This window comes from Paracoccus sp. PAMC 22219 (assembly GCF_000787695.1).
Lineage (GTDB): Bacteria > Pseudomonadota > Alphaproteobacteria > Rhodobacterales > Rhodobacteraceae > Paracoccus.
Window position 1 is genome coordinate 1 of record NZ_BBPH01000134.1, and the last position, 18,023, is coordinate 18,023.

General features: G+C 52.8%; 16 protein-coding genes and 1 pseudogene. 7 read left to right on the forward strand and 10 right to left on the reverse strand.

Annotated elements, in window-relative coordinates; genetic code table 11:
- Positions 1–24: 24 nt before the first annotated feature.
- Positions 25–411 (reverse strand): annotated as a pseudogene (locus TY51_RS14710) (transposase); the annotation flags it as partial.
- Between the two features lie 708 nt (positions 412–1,119).
- Between TY51_RS14710 and TY51_RS21230 the strand changes: the two are divergent.
- From TY51_RS21230 to TY51_RS22105, 3 genes are all read left to right on the forward strand, one after another.
- Entirely contained in the window at positions 1,120–3,660 is a 2,541-nt protein-coding gene (locus tag TY51_RS21230; protein ID WP_197054777.1) for a glycosyltransferase, read from the forward strand.
- Positions 3,661–3,726: 66 nt separating this feature from the next.
- Positions 3,727–4,533 (forward strand): Stf0 family sulfotransferase, encoded by an 807-nt coding sequence (locus TY51_RS21235; RefSeq protein ID WP_081995090.1) that lies wholly within the window; start codon positions 3,727–3,729, stop codon positions 4,531–4,533.
- Positions 4,534–4,645: 112 nt separating this feature from the next.
- The gene (locus TY51_RS22105) at positions 4,646–6,586 is read left to right on the forward strand and encodes a hypothetical protein (RefSeq protein ID WP_156118052.1); all 1,941 of its coding nucleotides are present in this window, start codon (positions 4,646–4,648) and stop codon (positions 6,584–6,586) included.
- Positions 6,587–7,647: 1,061 nt separating this feature from the next.
- Here TY51_RS22105 and TY51_RS14720 read toward each other — a convergent pair.
- Both TY51_RS14720 and TY51_RS14725 read right to left on the reverse strand, forming a co-directional pair.
- Complete coding sequence (locus tag TY51_RS14720; protein ID WP_042250761.1) at positions 7,648–8,664, reverse strand: hypothetical protein; 1,017 nt, start codon at positions 8,662–8,664, stop codon at positions 7,648–7,650.
- Positions 8,661–9,545, reverse strand: coding sequence for a hypothetical protein (locus TY51_RS14725; RefSeq protein WP_042250763.1), 885 nt, complete (start codon positions 9,543–9,545; stop codon positions 8,661–8,663). Before TY51_RS14725 ends, TY51_RS14720 begins: the two co-directional genes overlap by 4 nt.
- Before the next feature lie 213 nt (positions 9,546–9,758).
- On the opposite strand from TY51_RS14725, the gene TY51_RS14730 reads away from it, so the two are divergent.
- Positions 9,759–11,066 carry a hypothetical protein gene (locus tag TY51_RS14730; RefSeq protein WP_042250765.1) on the forward strand — a complete coding sequence of 436 codons (1,308 nt, stop codon included), beginning with the start codon at positions 9,759–9,761 and terminating at the stop codon, positions 11,064–11,066.
- 140 nt (positions 11,067–11,206) lie between these two features.
- Here the strand turns inward: TY51_RS14730 and TY51_RS14735 are convergent, their stop codons facing one another.
- Entirely contained in the window at positions 11,207–11,836 is a 630-nt protein-coding gene (locus tag TY51_RS14735) for a tyrosine-type recombinase/integrase (protein ID WP_042250768.1), read from the reverse strand.
- Between the two features lie 194 nt (positions 11,837–12,030).
- On the opposite strand from TY51_RS14735, the gene TY51_RS14740 reads away from it, so the two are divergent.
- Positions 12,031–12,378 (forward strand): type II toxin-antitoxin system prevent-host-death family antitoxin, encoded by a 348-nt coding sequence (locus tag TY51_RS14740; protein WP_231559076.1) that lies wholly within the window; start codon positions 12,031–12,033, stop codon positions 12,376–12,378.
- A gap of 276 nt (positions 12,379–12,654) precedes the next feature.
- On the opposite strand, the gene TY51_RS14745 is transcribed toward TY51_RS14740, so the two are convergent.
- The 4 genes from TY51_RS14745 to TY51_RS14760 all read right to left on the reverse strand — a co-directional run bounded on the left by TY51_RS14745 (position 12,655) and on the right by TY51_RS14760 (position 15,333).
- Positions 12,655–12,957 (reverse strand): hypothetical protein, encoded by a 303-nt coding sequence (locus TY51_RS14745; RefSeq protein ID WP_156118053.1) that lies wholly within the window; start codon positions 12,955–12,957, stop codon positions 12,655–12,657.
- 70 nt (positions 12,958–13,027) lie between these two features.
- Positions 13,028–13,654, reverse strand: a complete 627-nt coding sequence (locus TY51_RS14750; protein WP_042250770.1) for a ParA family protein — start codon at positions 13,652–13,654, stop codon at positions 13,028–13,030.
- 58 nt (positions 13,655–13,712) lie between these two features.
- Positions 13,713–14,552 carry a replication initiation protein gene (locus TY51_RS14755; protein ID WP_052650281.1) on the reverse strand — a complete coding sequence of 280 codons (840 nt, stop codon included), beginning with the start codon at positions 14,550–14,552 and terminating at the stop codon, positions 13,713–13,715.
- Positions 14,553–15,039: 487 nt separating this feature from the next.
- Positions 15,040–15,333, reverse strand: coding sequence for an HU family DNA-binding protein (locus TY51_RS14760; protein ID WP_042250772.1), 294 nt, complete (start codon positions 15,331–15,333; stop codon positions 15,040–15,042).
- A 272-nt stretch (positions 15,334–15,605) separates the two neighbouring features.
- Between TY51_RS14760 and TY51_RS14765 the strand changes: the two genes are divergently transcribed.
- Together TY51_RS14765 and TY51_RS14770 are read left to right on the forward strand one after the other, a co-directional pair.
- Positions 15,606–15,920, forward strand: coding sequence for an H-NS family nucleoid-associated regulatory protein (locus tag TY51_RS14765; RefSeq protein WP_042250774.1), 315 nt, complete (start codon positions 15,606–15,608; stop codon positions 15,918–15,920).
- 320 nt (positions 15,921–16,240) lie between these two features.
- Positions 16,241–17,128 carry a hypothetical protein gene (locus tag TY51_RS14770; RefSeq protein WP_156118054.1) on the forward strand — a complete coding sequence of 296 codons (888 nt, stop codon included), beginning with the start codon at positions 16,241–16,243 and terminating at the stop codon, positions 17,126–17,128.
- Between the two features lie 159 nt (positions 17,129–17,287).
- Here TY51_RS14770 and TY51_RS14775 read toward each other — a convergent pair whose 3' ends face one another.
- Together TY51_RS14775 and TY51_RS22795 are read right to left on the reverse strand one after the other, a co-directional pair.
- A complete protein-coding gene (locus tag TY51_RS14775) occupies positions 17,288–17,833 on the reverse strand; it encodes a hypothetical protein (RefSeq protein ID WP_042250778.1) in 546 nt (181 codons plus the stop codon).
- The coding region (locus TY51_RS22795; protein WP_042250781.1) for a hypothetical protein at positions 17,830–18,023 on the reverse strand (194 nt) is incomplete at its 5' end. The genes TY51_RS14775 and TY51_RS22795, both read right to left, overlap by 4 nt.

The following is an 18,023-nucleotide window of genomic DNA, read 5'->3' on the forward strand; positions in this document are numbered from 1 at the left end:
CACCGGGGCCACGGTCCCTCTTCACCCCAGGAACTTGATCCCCGTGCTGTCGACCAGCAGGTTCAGCGACACCGCTCTGCGGCGGTGGGTGATCTGCACAGCAAGGGTCTTCTACCTGCGGCTCAAGGTTGAGAAGTCCGGCACCGGCCAGTCGAGCTCTGCCATCGCCAGGATGCTGGTCACCATGCCAGTCGTTTGCCGAAGCGGCAGGCTAAAGAGTACCTTCACCATCAGGCAGAACTGGACCGCAGCGTCGGAGAACACGGGCGGTCGGCCAGGTCGCCCCTCCCTGATCGCCATCCACGCCATGTCCTTGTCCAGCCAGATCAGCAGCGAGCCGCGTTGCTTCAGGGCGTCATCGTAGGACTTCCAGTTCGTCGTGCGGTAGCGGGCAGGCTCGGGCTTCGTCATGCCAGGACGCTTAACTTACAGCAGCCCCCGCGGAAATCCTCGCTCGGGAGAGTTCTGCAACAATGCCTTCTTACACTAATAAATATTTTTTGCTCCATAGGCAAAAAATCCACAGCAAGAAGATCTTGCGCGCCTGAAGAGTGCCCCCAGGCAGCTGGCAACCCCCGCCAGATAGGCCGACTCTGCGGGCGTGTGCGGCGGGTGGGGGTCCAGATCTCGAACGCAATGCTGGTGGCGCGGAGGAATATGCTAATGGGTGCACCTGTCGCAATCGTAACGCATGAGATTTTTTAATGCGGTTTAGCATATATAATTTCAATAATAAGATAATTAAATATTAACACGGAAAACAGAATCATCCGTAAAATAGAATAAAATATTTCTTAGCGCTAAAAGAGATAAACTACAAGCGCTGTACGTAATTTGCCATTCGACAATTTACAGGCTGCTAACCGAGGCCTACCCGCAAAAGCGCACATTATTCCGAACAGCAGAAGCAAAGTGTCCGTTTAACACATTATGTGCGCGCAACCATGCTTCAGGTTGTGTCACTAAGCTTATCTGATCTCAAGCGCCACGTCAAAACTTGAGAATTCTTCTTGCTCTAAAGACCGATTTTCTGTGGCGTAGACAGAGATGAAGATGAATAGTAGAGGGGAACCGCTAGGAAAGTTGCACCGCTAACATCTTCGGCCAGGAGAAAAATCATTGATAAACAAAGTATTGCACCTATTCCACCGGTATGCCCATCGCCATGCAGCGATGCAAAAGCAAGGTTTTCCGCTTCTTGACAGCAGTGGCAATGTATTTGGTCATATCGATCGGATCACGATTCGCGAAAATCGCCTTGGGGTTGAAGGTTGGGCTTTGGCAGGAATGGTCGGGCTTGTTAGCAGAGATCAGGCTATAGAATGCGCGCCCAGTCTGACACGTGACGATGTGCTAAACAAATTTGGTGATGCCCGAGGTAAGACTCCTGGTTTCGCGCTAGATATACCCCTAAATATAGATTATTCAGCTTTCTGGGCGGAGATAGATGGTGTCCGTTATGTACAAACTATACCTCGGATAACCATAAACGACCTTAGAGCTATGCGACGAGGTCAAATCATACCGTTTATAAAAAATGGGGTTCGGGCTTTTCCGTCGGGTATTAGCTGGCTTATCTACCGTGATCCTTTATCTGCAGCGCGCATCAAAACTGCACTCGGTTTAAATACCGTTCCTCGAACAGGGCAGCTAAATACACTGCTTTTTGCTTCCGATGTCGAAACAAAAAACTGCCCGCCGCCCGAATTGGAACTTACAGGCATAACTATAATTATGCCTGTTTATAATGCACTAAATTTACTCCCAGAAGTCCTTACCCGCGTTGTGGATCATACCGACTTGCCATGGCGGCTAATTGTTATTGAGGACTGCTCATCAGACCCTGAAGTGCTGCCATGGCTCCGCAAATGGAAAGATAATCTACCAGAAAGTATTAGCGCATATATTACAATAATAGAAAATCAAAAAAATTTAGGATTCATCCGTTCGGTCAACTCTGCACTTGCAGTTGCTTTGCCTCTGGGAGCACATGTAGTGCTGCTAAATTCAGATGCCTTTGTACCCGTTTGTTGGGCAAGTCGACTAATCCGCCCTCTCCTAGAGCATGATAACGTCGCCACCGTGACCCCTATGTCGAACGACGCAGAAATATTCAATATTCCGACTATCTGTCAGCGCCAGCAAATAAAGCCTGGGGAGGGCGACGCTATCGACAGAGTTGCAGCGAGCTTTTTCCCTGGCGCTGATCTAACCGACGCGCCGACGGGCGTTGGGTTCTGCATGGCAATGCATATCGATTACTTACGCAAGCTACCAGAGCTCGATGTCGGATTTGGACGAGGCTACGGTGAGGAAGTTGATTGGTGTCAACGTGCACGAAAACTTGGAGGACGGCACCTAGGGAATGCAGGGCTATTCGTTGAACATCGCGGCGGCACATCATTCGGATCTAGCGAAAAGTCAAAATTGATACATGATAATAACCAAATAATCTCGAAGCGTTATCCGAAATATGACACCGAAGTGCAGGATTTTATAGCTCAAGATCCACTTAAAACGCCGCGCCTTGCCTTGGCACTGGCTTGGGCCGGGATCCGACAAAAGTCAGCCGTCCCAATATATTTGGCACATGACATGGGTGGAGGAGCAGAGCACTACCTACAAGATCAATTGAAAGTTGACCTTATAAGTGGATCGGCAGCGGTAGTCCTACGTGTGGGTGGGCAATCGCGTTGGCAGATTGAGCTTCATACTATTCAGGGTGTTACACGTGGTGAAACCGATAGCATTAGCTTTATAAGGCGGCTTTTTGATCTCCTACCAACTCGCCGGATTGTCTATTCCTGTGCTGTCGGAGATCGAGATCCCATCTCATTGCCTGATGTTATAGTATCGTTAGCACACAGACCAGGAGATTTGATTGAAATATTAATGCATGATTTCTTTCCACTAAGCCCATCATATACCCTTCTAGGTAGTGACGGCGCCTATCACGGGCTTCCAATGCCAGAAACTAACAACGATCCGGTTCACAGTGTTTTTCGGGCAGATGGTACCCGGGCCAATCTTTCTGACTGGCGGGCTGCATGGGGCGCGTTATTTGACGCTGCCCATAAAATTACGGTCTTCTCAAACAGTAGCCGAGATTTGGTAATCCAAGCGTACCCCAAAGTCGCCCATAAATTATCAATTTCACCACACATGCTTTCAAAGAAAATGCCAAAAATATTGTTTGATAATTCGCAAAGGGGCGATCCGGTAATTGGGGTTCTCGGAAACATTGGTTATCAAAAGGGCGCGGCTGTTTTAAGAGAATTCTCGCAGTTACTTAAGATAAATGATAGTGCGAAATTAGTAATACTTGGAAGCGTTGATCCAGCATATAAGATGTCTGTACCTACAGTAATACATGGGGGATACCGCATTGAGGATATTCCTGGATTAGTTAAAAAATATGGGATCAATCGCTGGCTAATACCATCAATATGGCCAGAAACCTTCTCCTACACGACGCATGAGGCGATCGCCACTGGATTACCAGTATTTAGCTTTAATTTAGGTGCACAAGGCGAGGCGACAAGTGCAGCTGCAAAAAAAAGTGGACATGGAGGAATCATCAACATGAACGGGAAGGAGGTAGATTTAGAAGTAATGTTAAGAGCAATAACTGAAAAATCGGAAAAACGAAATGTTGCATGATGAGCAACAGAAATCACCCATATGAAAAAAATATAATATAGAATCTCGTAGGGACATACTGGAAAAATGATCAATAGTGTATTTGATCCTAATGCCGATCAAAAAAAATATAAATTTTGGACGCAAGCAGAGCCGCCATCCAAGATATATTCTATCCTCTTTACTCCCCGGAGCGGGAGTAGTTGGCTAACGAGTGTTCTGACCAAAACTAAAGCTATTGGCTCCCCCGGGGAGTGGTTTAATCCAGAACTTATGCCGTCTAGCTCAAGGGCAAAGGGGGCGCGTAATTTAGACCAGTTCATTGAAGCAATCAGCCGTCATGAAACATACGGTAATATATTTGGATTCGAAATTACGTTTCATCAAATTAGGGCGGTTTTTGGCAGCGAACACGAGTTCATGTCGCGCTTTCAAAACGCGACTTTTTTTTGGTTAACTAGGCGTGACATTGTTGCGCAAGGAGTTTCGTTGGACAAAATGGTGCAAACAAAAGTGAGCCATGCGACTAATGCTGATTCTATTCAACTGGAGAACAGCGACAGTTCCTACGAATATAACGGCGATAGAATTCACAAGTGGATTCGGCATATTCGTGCTGCAGAAAAAGAAACTGAAGAAATGATCGAAGCCTATGGTTTGACACCCAAACGTATATTCTACGAGGAGATTACGTCATCAGGTACCGAGCGGGTTCTTGATATTTTTGCAGAACAACTTGGGTTAGATGGCTTAACCTCTAACGGCATTTCTTCAAGTCATTACAAAATTGGAACGGTAAAAAATGACGATTTTTCAGTCCGTTTTCGCGATGAAAATAAGGAATTTGTAGATGTTCTTAATAAGGATCGCGCCTCGATGTTGATAGTTAAATAATATTCATAATTTGTTTTTATTGAATATATAAGCCTGCATTAGTATATACGTTTCACCATACCCAAATAAATTACCATCAATCTCAAGCTACGCATGAAAAAGGATACGCTAAGTGAAAGTTTCCCCGAAAAATCTGGAATCCAACGTTGAAAGTGGCGGTGTAGAAAAAAAGGCGAGTAATGATTATATTGGGCTAATAGAAAGAGAATTAAATTTAGAGTGGTATGAGATTACTTACGCTGCTGATATAGAAAATATGAGATATAGAAATGAAAGTACGTTGGAATTCTATCTCAGAATTGGAGCAAGGATTGGGCATGACCCGAACGATTCATTCTCAGAAATTCTTTACAGATACTATAACTCTGATGTAATGATTCATGTTAGGAATAATTTAGATAGTTTTGGCTTTAGGCATTATATTGAATATGGAAATACTGAGCCGTCACGAATTAAATATACTTTTCGGGAGGCGTCTAATGCTAGATTAGTTTTACAGTCAGTTGATAGAAGTTTTCTAAAAGAAACTTACGGACCGCAGTCAAATTCATATCCCGATATTGTCGATTTTTATTTCAGTAAGGTCCGGGAGGATTTGCTGTCTCCTTCCCGGGATTTTTCTGAGGCAGGCTATTTTTATCTTAACCCAGATGTGGAAAATGAAGTTAAACCTGGGAAGCTTCTATCGGGTTTTGAGCATTTTTTATTGACCAGAGGTAAGGAATTACGCGCTATTATTTCACATGAAGATTACATTTCTAAATTGAATAAGGACAGGGAGGATGCGGCGGATAGAGAAAATCATCTCGCATTAGAGGCGAGCTTGCCGGGCATTACGCATCTATCCGCTTTTGATATGCTGAATGCGATGGAGTTTTTTGATGGTGCCGTTGACGTTTCAGTGAAACCAGCAACTGGAACTAAAGGCTTATTAGTAATGGTTCCGCACTTTCTTCCGGAAATTCTTTTTGGGGGATACATGGCGTTTTATGATTTTTTGGCAAGATTAAAAAGTTCGACCGGGATCCAACTTCATCTTCTTGTCGTTAACATGGGGAGCAAAGAGGTTCATGCGAATAATCTTCTACGCATGAGACTAAAAATGCCCTCTATTCACCAATTATTTAGTAGTTTCCAACGTTTCGACTCGTTGAAACGAAAAATTGACATACCCCAGGATTTTCAGGTGATGTCATATTGCTGCGAGCTTCATCCTATGGCGTCGCGAATTTCCAAGAGAATTGATAAGAAGCCAATTTTCTTCATTCAAGAGTTTGAACCTGATTTTCATGCCAACAATGATAATCGCAGTTTTTCAGAACGCTCATTTCTTCTTCCGCATCATGCTGTTTATAACTCAGGTAAGCTTGTAGAGTTTTTCCAGAAAGAAACCGAGGTATTCAATCGGGCTGGAGTTGATTATCGTTTTTCGAGTATAGAAAATTCTATTTCTTGCTTACCAATGAATCGGGAGAGTTATCTACAAATGCAGCGTACTAAACTGTCCCGTCGGCTAATCATGTATGGCCGTCCAGAAGGGCACGCCGCTAGAAATCATTTTGCTACACTAGTCTTCGCGCTTCGCCAAGCGACTCGTAGCGGAATTTTCGGACATGAAGCTTGGGAATTTGTTGCTGTCGGATCGTTATCTTTTAAAGAAACCATTGACCTGAATGGATCAAGCAAACTAAAAATGATGCCGAAAATGCCGAAGGGGCAGTATGAAGATTTTTTATTGTCAGGTGATATCGGTGTTTCTGTGATAACTACACCTCACCCGGGCATTGTACATTTCCAAATGGCTTCATATGGGCTGGCTACCATCACCAATAGAACTACGCTGCGTGATGATGTTTGGCTTGCTGAGCAAAATCGTAACCTTGTACCGATCGATATGACAATAGATTCGATTATTGAGGGTTTCCAGAAGGCTTTGATAAAATCGGAAGATTTTGATAGCCGATATGAAAACGCGCTAGCTGCTAAGCGGCCTGATGCTGAGGCTTGCTTGCATTCAGCGCTTAACATGGTCACCGAGATTTTGAATGGGTAACCCCTCACATAAGCGTTCAACAAGCCATATATCTTTGCAACCAATCGTCATGGCATCCTCGCTGATTAAAGCATGTGCTTCGGCGGGGTATCTTTTAAAATATTTATGTATAACGATATATGGAAATATTTGTAAGGGCTTATTATTTAATGAATGGCATGGGCAAAAGAGAAATTAAATCGAGGGAGGGTGTCGCCTTTTTTTTCTGCTTTTAGTGCTAGTTATGGAATCAGTTGTAGTTATAATGTTGCTTTCTGGATAGGTCCGGCCTTTGGTTTGGCATCCGTGAGCGCGTCGATGGGCGTTCGGTCGTTCAGCATTGATTACGTAGCTGACTGATGTTGAGGCTAACGTAGCGCTGGACGGTCTGTTCGAGATCCTCGCAGCTGCGGAAGCGGTGGCTTTGCATTCTGTTCTCGTTCCGCCCATTGAAGTGCTCGACCATGCAGTTGGTCTTCGGGTGCATGGGCGGGGCGAGTCGATGCTTCCTTTGCAAAGCTCCAAAGCTAGTTGTGCTGCGTTGGGGGATGTATCACGTATGTAAACTGTACTTGTGCATGCCTGAATTCACTGCATCTCTATTGCCCACAACCCCTGGCTGATCCCCACGCCCTTGCGCGGTCCGGCGCATAACACCCATACGGGCAAAGAGGCAGGCCGAAGGTTGAGTGGGGGGCTCAGAGGTGGCGCTCGCCATCCTGGCGCTGGTCGAGCGGACGACTGGCCATCTCGCCCTTAGCTAGGGCAAGGCAGACCCCGTGCAACGCGTCGAGATAGCGGTCGGCCTGCTGCAAGCCCGATGCTAGGCGGTCTAGTTCCAGATCCCGGCCGGATCAACGCGGGCGGCAGGGGTCACCACGCAGAACAGCAACCTGATCCCCGGCGATATGGAGCCAGGGGCTTTCGTCGAGAGGTTCCGCGTGGCCGTGGCGCGCACCGATGATCTGGACGCGTGATACAGCAATTCGTATGCCGCCGGTCATGTAAGAGGAGTTCTGCCTGCGCCGCTTTGGCATTCATGGAGGGGGCATCGTCGCCCGCTGACAGCAAGGGCGATCAGATCAGGGGTTAAAAGGCGAGCCTCCCTCGGCCCGCGCGCAGAGCAGCTTAAGAAAGGCTTGTTGCACCTGGAGGTGATCGTCGCCCACCTCGCGATCCCATTTTTCGGTGTCGGAGTAGACGGGCGTGTGGAAGATAGACGCCGCCTGACCGTCGCCATAAGTCTGGCGCAGCCAGATGTTGTCGTCCTCAAACATCTCCACGATAGCCCGCATCCTATGGGGCGACATCGTCCGGACCTCTTTCGGCAAGCTGGGGCGCATTTGGTGCAGTTCTTTGAACACCTCGTAGAAATCCTGCTGAGATAGGCCAGCCTCGTTCAGCCAGCGCAGGAACAGCGTGGGGCTCGCGGGCAGGGTGGGGTGTTCGACCACGTTGTCCTGCGGTCCGTCATCCAAATTCAGACCTGTCACGGACAGGAAATCCCGAATGGGATTGTCCCGCACCGCATGGCCGCGTTCGAAGATGCGCATGCTGATCTCGGTACGGGGGGCGAATTGTGAGAATTCGATCAGGCTTCGGCGGTATTGTATGTTCCGCATCGATTTCTCGTAATAGATGTTGGGTGCGGCGATCATCCGGTTGTGCGTTACCTGGGTGTAGTAATTCGCGTTCATGACGTCATATTGAGGGCGCAGGGACACATAGACTAAGCATTCCTCAGGCTGCAGATAGCATTTCAAACGCGCAATGCGCTTTGAGCTGAACAACTCCTCGGATGACAGGATGATGGTCTTACAGGCATTGGCCTCTATTTCGGCGCGCAGCGCATCCATCTGCTCTAGAAAAGCACGTTCAGTCTGTGCGTCAGGAGAATCGGTAAAGGCGCCAAGCGCAAGGCTCATTGCGTGATGGCCCTTGGCGTTGCCGCTGGCCTGGTCGATCCCAGCCAGCGGGTAGAGATGGTTCTGGGTGGCCAGCAGATCGCGTTTGCGAAATAGGAAATTCTGCAGCGTCGATGTCCCAGTCTTGGGCGATCCCGGATGCAGGATCAGGCGGTCGAAACGGATGGGGTTCATGGCTGTACGGCGTCCTTTGATGGGATCGCATCTCGAATGGCGGCCTCATGGACGATGCGGCGCAGAATGGTTGGGAAGACGGCTGCCGGATCGCCTAGGGCCTGATCCCACGTGGTCTGGTCAGTCAGTTGCGGCCGGGCGAATTCGCGCGGCCCATCCGAGATGAAATGCTGGGCCAGTGCGTGGTTCTGGGGCGCGTGATCGTCCAAGATCTGCCGCAGGATCGCCGGGGACAGGTTTTCCTGAATGGGCGCGAACCATGCCGGATTGCGGTGGCAGACCTCGAAGATCTGGAAGAATGCGGGTGCGTCCCAGCCCGATGCGGACAGCTGACGTAGAAACAGCGTAGCTTGGGCGGGAAGGCTGCGATGTTCAATCTTGTTGTCCTGCGGGTCCAGCCGCCAGTCCAGCCCGATTTGGGACACGATATGGGCGGCAGGGAAATCGCGTGCGGGTGTTCCGCGCTCGAACAGCGAGACCGACAGTTGCGCATTGGGATAGGCACGCCGCCACGGCACGAGGCAGGTGGCGTAATCCAGCAGTTTGTCGTCGAAACCGTCCAAGTAACCCAACGGAAAATCGATCACCTTGCGATGGCAGACCTCCGTATAATACATGGCCGAGATGAACTCCGCCTGATTTCGGAAGGTGGCAATGATCTGCACCTCGTCCGCGTCGATGTAACGCAGCAGCGTCTCGGGGCGGCAGAAATTCATGAAGGTCTCAGACGACAGCAGCACTGTGTGGCATTGCACCTGACGGCGTTCCTGGTCGATCCCGTCCAGCAGCATGGCCAGCGATTGCGTCATCGCACCGTCCGCTGCATCGAAGGCCTGGCGCAAAGCGTGGTGGGCGGTGTCCAACCCCCCGTCGGCGCGCATCCGGCTAGTCCGGGGATACAGGATCCCCTCGGCCGCAAGATCCTGATACCGGGTTGAAAGAAAGCTCTGGATTGCAGTCGTCCCAGTCTTCCAGGAACCAATATGGACGATTAGCTTCTTGGCGCGTATCACGGTCATCTCCACACGGTTGGGCATCTGCGGTTTGCACCAAGGTTCCCTTGACTAGGACATTGCGGCGCAAGGAACAAGAATGTGACGATCTCGGACAAGGCCATGCAGGGCCCCGACGGCTTTCTGTTCCTTAACGGCAGGGATTCCAACAATCTGGTGGGCCACCTGACGGGGGCCGAGACGATCGGCCTGTCCACCCGCACCATCCACCGCCACAACCGCGCTGTGATCGAGGGGCTGGGTGTGCCGTTCCTTGGCATCATTGTTCCCGAGGCGCATTGCGTCTATCCCGAACGCCTGCCCGACGGCATCATCATCAGCGAAGCGCGGCCTGTGCGGCAGGTTCTGGACAGCATGGCGCCGGGCTATCATTATGCCCTGCCCGATATGCAGGCTTTCAAGGCGGGGGGCGGCACAGCTTATACGGGCCGCGATTCTCACTGGACCCAGCCCGCAGCGCTAGAAATTTATCGCGGCCTGCGGGGTAGGATCGGACGCGATCATGATTTCGCCCTAGCCTACATGCCATCGCTGTCTTGCGAAACCGGCGATCTGTCAATCCGCTCGGCGCAGGAAGTCGTGGCCGCCGAACGTCAGCGCACCAAAGGGTTGGCCACCACCTATGCCAACGTCTTCGCCAGCCAGATCCTGAACCACGGCAACGTGCTGGTTCTGCACAATCCTAAGGGCCGGGGCCGTTGTCTGGCCTTCGGCACCTCATTCTCGACGCGTCTCGTGCCTGCCTATGCCTCGGATTTTGAGGAGGTTGTGTTCTGCTATGGCACAACCGTTGACACGGCCATGGTCGATCTAGTCCGACCCGATTGTGTGATAAGTGAATTACCGGAACGATTTCTGCATTTCCCCAGCTTTTCGGTCGAGGGCAGCACGCTGATCAGCCTGCTTCTTGGCCTGCATGACCACAAGGGCACCTCGTCCGCGATGCTGGCGCCGGCCTTAGCCGTGCCCGAAAGCGCTCGCCTGCTTGGCGCGTTCTTCGGCGGTGCCAACGACCGCGCGATGGGCCAGCCCGCCTTGTCCTTCATGCGCCAGCTTGAAGACGCAAATCCGGCCGTTGCCACGCGCGTGGCCCTGCTGGCACCGTTTCTGGATCAGCCGATGCAGAAGACCGGGCTGCGGCTACTTCTGTCGGGGCAGTTTTACAACCGCGCGCTGCTGGCGCAAGTAACCAAATTCGTTGATCAAAACCTGCTGGATATTGGCCGGATAGCACTGGTACCCCACAGCGAAGCGGGGCTTTTGACGCGCATCCGCATGCTGATACGCGCTGGTCTGCACGGACAGGCGATTGCCGCGCTGGACCAGTTGACCCAAGCCTTCAGTATAAGCCCGGAATCGCTCTACTACGCGAACTTCCTCCGCCGCTAACCGGTGCATGGCAAAACAGCCCAAGTGAATTTGGCTCCCCTGCTCAACAGGGCACCCATTCCGCAAACAGATTGCGCAGCCAGCCAGCATATCCCCAGTCAGTAAGAAGGCAGCAGCCTGCGGCAGACTGTCCAACAGGCTCAGAGATGATACTTGCGGGCAATTTCGAGGGCTTCGGCCTGCTCGGTGCCGATGTATTCCTTGGTGCTTTCGATGCTGGCATGGCCGAGCAGGAGCTGGGCCGCACGCAGGTTGCCGGTCTGTTGGTAGATATGCGTGGGGAAGGTCCGGCGCAGCGAATGTAGTCCATAGAGGCTGGGATCGATGCGGGCCTTGTCCAGCCAGGCCTTGAACAGCCGCCAGAGCTGGCTCTCGCTCAGGTGGGTATGAGACCACCGTGCCCCCTGCCCCGTGAACAGCCAGCCGTGCAGCGGCCGTTCAGACGCGGCAAGATAGGCACGCAGGCTGTCGCGCGTCCCCACGGACAGTCGCGCCTGAACCGGACGCGCATGGCGCGCTTCGGTCTTCTTCTGCCGGATCTCCACGATCTCGCGCACCCCGGCCGGGGTGGCCACGTCCGAGACCCGGAGGCGCACCAGGTCGGAGCCCCGGAAACTGGTATCAAGGGCGGTATTGAACAGCGCCAGGCTGCGCAGATCTCTCTCCTGGCGCAGGATGAGCCGGATCAGGGCCACCTGGTCAGGCGTGAGGGGTGGTTTCTTGCCCACCACGCGGCCCTTGTTCCAGATAGTTCGAGAGGGGGCGGGCACGGGCACATCCTTGCAGGCTTTCGCGGTATCTTGCCCTCAAACCTCGCATGAGGGAAGCGGCCCTTCGCAGGGGAGGCAGTCTTCTCCTTGATTTGCTGGGATCCCGGGGAAAGCCATCATGCGAGCTTCTAGAATAAAGCTCGCATGGCGTTAGCATAGGATGTTTCCACAGCCATCAGGAGATCGCAAAGTGAGTGCGGCGCACCGACATGCCGAAGCATGCGGTTGTACAAAATCAAACGCGCGAAATTACGGACAAAATGGGAATTTTGGCTACATTCGGCCAATCAGATACGGAGGCCATCATGACGCGTGTTTCAGCAACGGACTTCAAGAACAATATCGGCGTTTACAGTGATGCGGCCATGAGCGAGCCTGTGATCATCACAAGCCATAACCGTGATCGCCTCGTATTGCTGTCTGCGGAGGAATACCGCCGTTTGACAGGCACGTCAGAGGGCATCACCGAGGATGACAAAGTACGGATCACGCGCGGCCTGGAGCGTCATCGCAACACCATTATGGAGCTGGCCAAAAGGTGACAGATCCCAGGTGAATCACGCGTTAGCAGGTCGAGTTTAGCAGGCTGCGAAGGTCATCGGGATGCCACCCGCGCCCTGCCCGATGACGCCCCCCTGCCCCACCAGTGAAGCTGCAGCTGAAGCCTTCCCGTTCCATTCGGCTTCGGTATCATCGGCAGGTCCGTTATTGGACCTCATCTGTACTGGCCTCGTAGCGCTCACAACGCTGTGAGGCCTTTTCTTTCAATGAAGGTGTAAACCTGATCAATTGCACTTGTGCACTTTCCCACACCTTCGCTATTCCCCGAAAGCCCTGCCCGCCTCGTGGCGCTTCCATAGCTCGTGCAGCGCATGCTCGATCAGCTCGGAATTGTTCATGTCCAGGCGGGCCCGCAGGATTGCCACCCGCTCGAGAATAGGATCGCCCTTGTCGAAGTAGGCGCCGAGGTGCTTCTGCCCTGCCCTCTTGGCTACTGGCTTATCTGCTACTGGTTCCGGCGTTCGCTTCGCAGCAGGCTTTGGCGACACCGGCGCAGCAGCCATTTCCGGCTCAGGTTCCTTAGACATCATCGCCGCCAGAAGCGGATTTGGCTTCTTCATTTCTGCACCCCTGCGCTATTGCCCAACTGTACTTGTGCCGAGGTGCACAATCCCACTCCTGCACAGCCACTCATTTGCTGCCCTGCAGTTCTGCGCGAACCCACGCCCACAGGCTTTCTACTTCCGCAGCAGCCTTGCCGTTCGGATCTACCTCTTGGACAGTCTGTCCAGAGGCGCTGGCGTCCCGGTGGGCCTTGCGGCGATGCAGGACCACAGGGGCGGTTTTGGCGCCCATGGCCTCGATAACCTCACGCGTGTAGGCGACCTCAGCCGGACCAGTGGGGTTAGCCATATTCACCACCGCGAACACCCGGCGCGAAAAGCCACGGCAGAGGCGCAGGGTCCTCGGCATTTGCTCAAGAGGCTCGACGTCAGGGGTGGTGGGAATCAGCACTAAGTCGGCTACCTCAACGGCGGCCGGCGCCTCAGTCGAGCGGGCAGGGGGGGTGTCTATGATCACCAGATCGGCCACGCCCTTTGCTTGGGCTAGCTTCTTCGGTAATTCGTTCTCGGTTGAAAACACCACCACCGGCATGTCGCCTTCGCGACGCTCTGCCCATTGGCTCACGCTCTGCTGGGAATCCATATCGATCATCAAGACCGACAGGCCGTCTCGAGCTGCGGCCACTGCAAGCGAGCGGGCGAGAGTGGATTTACCTACGCCGCCCTTCTGCATTGCAATGGTGATCACCTGCATATTTGCTCCTTTGCATTTGTGCACATTTGCAACTGTGCATACTTGAATAATTGCGCGATCATGGATCCCACAGAGTAACCTCTGGGGCCTGGTCTACTAAGAGGTTGGCTTGCTTGCCTTGCTGAGCCTCCCACTGTGCTTTCTTCTCCTCCACGGTCTTAAGCCACCAAGACAGCCGTAGCCTAGTCACCTTCCGCCCCTGCGTCTCGATCGTGTCGACACGGCATGAGAAGGGGGCCAAAGCGTTCACTTCTGCCACCGCCGGCTCAATGGCCTTGCGACGCAGTGCTGCAAAGGGCCCTAGCTTCCCATGAGGGACGCCAAGATAATCCCGCAGCTCGTCGGTCTCAAAGTCGTTGTAGAAGACGTGCTTCAAGCCGATCCGCTTGGCGATAATCTCGTACAATGCCATGCCGTACTTCGTGCCGAAGCCGTGCAGGATCTGCATCTCCAGGCGCGCGAAAATCTGGCTGTCTCGTAGGATCGGCAGAAGTTTAGGATGGAGCTCGTAGGTCAGCATCGTGGCGATGCCTGGGCCGAACTTCTCAACATCAGTTGGTCCGAGGAGGTGGACATTGCGAGTTGATCCATCAGACATTCTGACGCGCACAACTGTTTGCATGAGGCTGAGAATTGCCTCAGTTACTCGATCGTTTGAGGTGTGGTTGCCGCGCAACTCGGAAAAGGGAATGCGGTACTCCTGACCCTCGGCCGCCATCTCAGGTCCGAAGGCATTGGACAGCAGTTGGTTATAGATCCTGCGTGCGGCTAGCGTTATCTTCTCACCCCCACGAACCTCGATCAGTTCGGCAGGCTTGATGACCTCGCCGCGCCGTTGGAAAGCCCCAAGGGTCCCCGCAGAGCTATCGTGACTTTTCGGGCGAGGTTCATCCCGCATGCATTGTGACCCGTGCCTGTTCGCGAGTCACAGTAGGCTGAAAAGAAGTCTCTTTGGAAGCCACTGCCGAAAATCTCTAACAGCAGCGTGATGACCTCGCCCGAAAAGTCACGATAGAAAGAAAAGTTGCACTACGGGGCAGGGGCCTCGCCCGAAAAGTCACCATACCTCGCCCTATTAGTCACCATACCTCGCCCATAAAGTCTCGATACCTCGCCCGATAGGTCACACTCAGGCTTTATTGTCGTTTATAAACAAAGTATTAACCCCCTATAAAAAGGAAGAAATATAAGAAACTAAAATGCTTATCCCCAAGGAGCGCCAGATCCCTACCTCTAAGGCGGGTCTGGATCTCGACCGTAATGCTGATGGCAGCGGCGGGATTTGCTGGTGATGCGGCGCCTGGCGCAGGGGTAGTGCTTCAGCCTCTGGCTGCGCTCTGGCGGATATGAGGTGTTATGCGCCGGAAAGCGCAAGGGGGTGGGGATCAGCCGGGGGTTGTGGGGCGGTTGAGACGCTCGAGGAGCTGCCTGGAGGCCCGGAAATGCATGTGCCGCTTTGGAGGCACCTTCACGGCCTCCCCGGTTCTCGGATTGCGGCCCAACCGGGCGATCCTGACCTTGCTGGAGAAACTGCCGAACCCGCGCAGCTCCACCCTGTGACCTCGGCTCAGGGTCTCGGCAATCTCGTCAAGGATGGTGTCGAGAGCCGTTTCCACGGCATAGGAGGGCAGATGCGGATGCGCCTGACGAAGCTTTGCAAGCAACTCTGAACGGATCATCTGGCCTCTTCCCGGGTCTCACAGGGGCATAAACAGGCGTCTGTGATGGTGAAGCCCGCGGCTTAACTGTCGCTCTCCCCTACAAGATCCACATTATTTCGGTGACTTTTGTTTTTCCGCGTCTCGTCCCTGTCTTTTATGCAGCGCAATTGGACGTAAATCATGGAAATTAGCAGAACGGCAAATAATAAGGGGCCGCTATCTGCGTATTCCCTTTAATATGACGCTCCGTGATTATACGTCAAAGACAACCTGGAAAAACAAGGATAGCCATGTCTGATTTTGATTTTGACACCATGAGCCTGGACGAACTGAAGCGTCTGAAGCGGAACCTTGACAAGGCTATCGCCAATTTTGACGACCGCCGTAAGGCGGAGGCCCGACGCAACCTTGAAGAAAAGGCCCGTGAATACGGGTTTTCCCTGTCCGAGCTGGCAGACGTCAAAACCACGAAACGCGCCGCAGTCGCTCCGAAATACCGCAATCCCGGCAATCCGGAGCAGACTTGGTCAGGGCGGGGCCGGCAGCCGACCTGGTTTCGGGATGCTATCGAGGCCGGGACCGAGCCTAACGATCTCATGATCTAACTTCATACGGGGCTATGGACCGGTCATGAGCCGGCCCATAGCAACAGAAGGTTGTTCTAAGATCGTTTAAGCTGTTTTGAGAAACAGCACATCGTGCAATCTCTACATCCTTAAGTTTAAGCTACCGGATTTCCGCAAGCATAATAGTTGCAATATTCTCATGAGGGAATATTTTTCTTGCGTCCTGACGCCTGCGAGAGCCTTCTTAAGACGCGTCGATCTTAACCTCTTTTCGGACTGTAATTGCTTTTCCCGAATGGGTTAAGGCCTCGACAGGTCTATCTGAAATTCGCTTTAGATGCCAAAGGGAGGGGAATGCTATGACTGATTATTCAACAGATATGACAAAATGGACCTTGGCTGGCGGCGGGGTTATCGTCAACGTCACTGCAAAGATGAACGCCGATGGGAGCGTAACGCTGTCCTATGCGCTTGACGAGAATTCTACGCAAGCTGATCTGAACGGCCTTTTTATTGATTTTGGAAACAATGGTGGGTCGATATCCAGCATCGGATCCAAAGCGAATAACATGAATGGCTCGGATACGGACGGCGATGCGCTCAATGGGTTCGACATGGCAACCGTCTTGGGGTCCGTGGGTGGATCAGATGCGGACCATACGAGCGGCACATGGACGATCAGTGCCGCTGATCTTCAAAAATTTGGCGTTACTTCTTTGGAGCAATTGGCAACTGCAGAAATTGGCATTCGAGCCACCAGTGTCGGAATTGATCGGGAAGGAAGCGTAAAACTCGCTGATACAGGTGAGTATTGCCCAGGAAAGACGCCGACGGATGATTATCCGGCCGAATTCCCGCTGTCGAATGCCACTCTGATTTTCCAATCGACCGATGAAACTGCGTCTTTGGATAAAAATGGCGACGGGTACATCGCAGTAAAAATCGATGGATGGGATCTCGGAAAACTCGATTTTGACGATTATGAAGACGCAGTTCTTGCCAAGCTGGCAGATGACCTTGGTGTGTCCGAAGAGGAGCTTCTTGGGGTCATTCTCAAGGGCGGAAACGACAGCACGTTGTTTTATGCGAATGGAGACGACAATCCTGATGCCGATGCGTTTCCGTCAGCACCAAGCGGATGGTCGTCGACGGACGCAGATTACTGGCTCGACTATCCACCAAAGCAAGGCAACATCGACGCTTCTGTCGTAGACGTAAATTACGATGTGGACGTCTTCATGTTTTGATCAATGCTAGGCCGGTGCAAAAGCGTTTTTGCACCGGTTTCTCGATCTGGATCTGTCATTCTTAGACACAGCGCGGATGCCGAAATGCAATTTCGGTTAACATCGGCCATATCCTGCAACTGCAACACCCCTCTGGCGACCTCCATCAGTTCGTCTGCTTCAGCCATCGATCCAGATGCCGCAGAAGCGTCTGCCATCGCTGTTGGTGGCGATCTCGTCCCCGGCTGACGTACAGAACACCTCCGGATGCTTTCCGAATTCCCGTGCATCGCCGCGTCCCTGGATGAGAAGCAGCGCCACGATGCCAAGAACGCCCCCCAGAGCCGCAATCCCTCCGAAGACGGCAAGACCCCCTCCAAACCGATGCAGGGCCTCCTTGCTGCTCCTGACGCTCTCCAGGCGCATGTGGTTAGCGGCGGCGCTGATCTCATGCTCTAGGCTCTTGATGGCCTTCTGAGCGGCCACCTGAGCGGCACTGGAACTATCCTGGTGCATCCGCCTGCCCAGATCCTCCGAGGCATCGATGACCTCCTGAGCGTGTGCGAATGCCTCTCCCGACGCTTTCTCGATCCTGGCCACAAGCCGTGCCGCCTCGGCCTTGGTGGTCGCGGTGGCGGTGAGGTTGCCCACGTCCTGGCGCAGGAGCCGCACCTGGTCGGTCAAATCGGCAATCAGCTCGGCAGGGGATTTGGCAGCAGTGCTCATGCGGTGCCTGCCTTCGCGTCCAGCTCGGCCAGCAGTCCGGCAATCTCTTTCTGATCGACCTCGCGGGTGGCGTTCTTGCGCAGGGTGGCCGCCATCCATTTGGCGATCTTGGGATCCTTCAAGGCTTCGGTGGTGACGATGGCGCCGACGATGATCTTGCGGCGAGTGTCGCTGGCTTTCTGTCGGGTCT

What these genes read in the sequence shown, in the direction of transcription:
- TY51_RS21235 (WP_081995090.1), top strand. Translation starts at nt 3,727, where the DNA reads ATGATCAATAGTGTATTTGATCCTAATGCCGATCAAAAAAAATATAAA.
- TY51_RS14720 (WP_042250761.1), bottom strand. Translation starts at nt 8,664, where the DNA reads ATGAACCCCATCCGTTTCGACCGCCTGATCCTGCATCCGGGATCGCCC.
- TY51_RS14725 (WP_042250763.1), bottom strand. Translation starts at nt 9,545, where the DNA reads ATGCGCGCCGACGGGGGGTTGGACACCGCCCACCACGCTTTGCGCCAG.
- TY51_RS14745 (WP_156118053.1), bottom strand. Translation starts at nt 12,957, where the DNA reads ATGAAGAAGCCAAATCCGCTTCTGGCGGCGATGATGTCTAAGGAACCT.
- TY51_RS14750 (WP_042250770.1), bottom strand. Translation starts at nt 13,654, where the DNA reads ATGCAGGTGATCACCATTGCAATGCAGAAGGGCGGCGTAGGTAAATCC.
- TY51_RS14755 (WP_052650281.1), bottom strand. Translation starts at nt 14,552, where the DNA reads ATGCGGGATGAACCTCGCCCGAAAAGTCACGATAGCTCTGCGGGGACC.
- TY51_RS14760 (WP_042250772.1), bottom strand. Translation starts at nt 15,333, where the DNA reads ATGATCCGTTCAGAGTTGCTTGCAAAGCTTCGTCAGGCGCATCCGCAT.
- TY51_RS14765 (WP_042250774.1), top strand. Translation starts at nt 15,606, where the DNA reads ATGTCTGATTTTGATTTTGACACCATGAGCCTGGACGAACTGAAGCGT.
- TY51_RS14770 (WP_156118054.1), top strand. Translation starts at nt 16,241, where the DNA reads ATGACTGATTATTCAACAGATATGACAAAATGGACCTTGGCTGGCGGC.
- TY51_RS14775 (WP_042250778.1), bottom strand. Translation starts at nt 17,833, where the DNA reads ATGAGCACTGCTGCCAAATCCCCTGCCGAGCTGATTGCCGATTTGACC.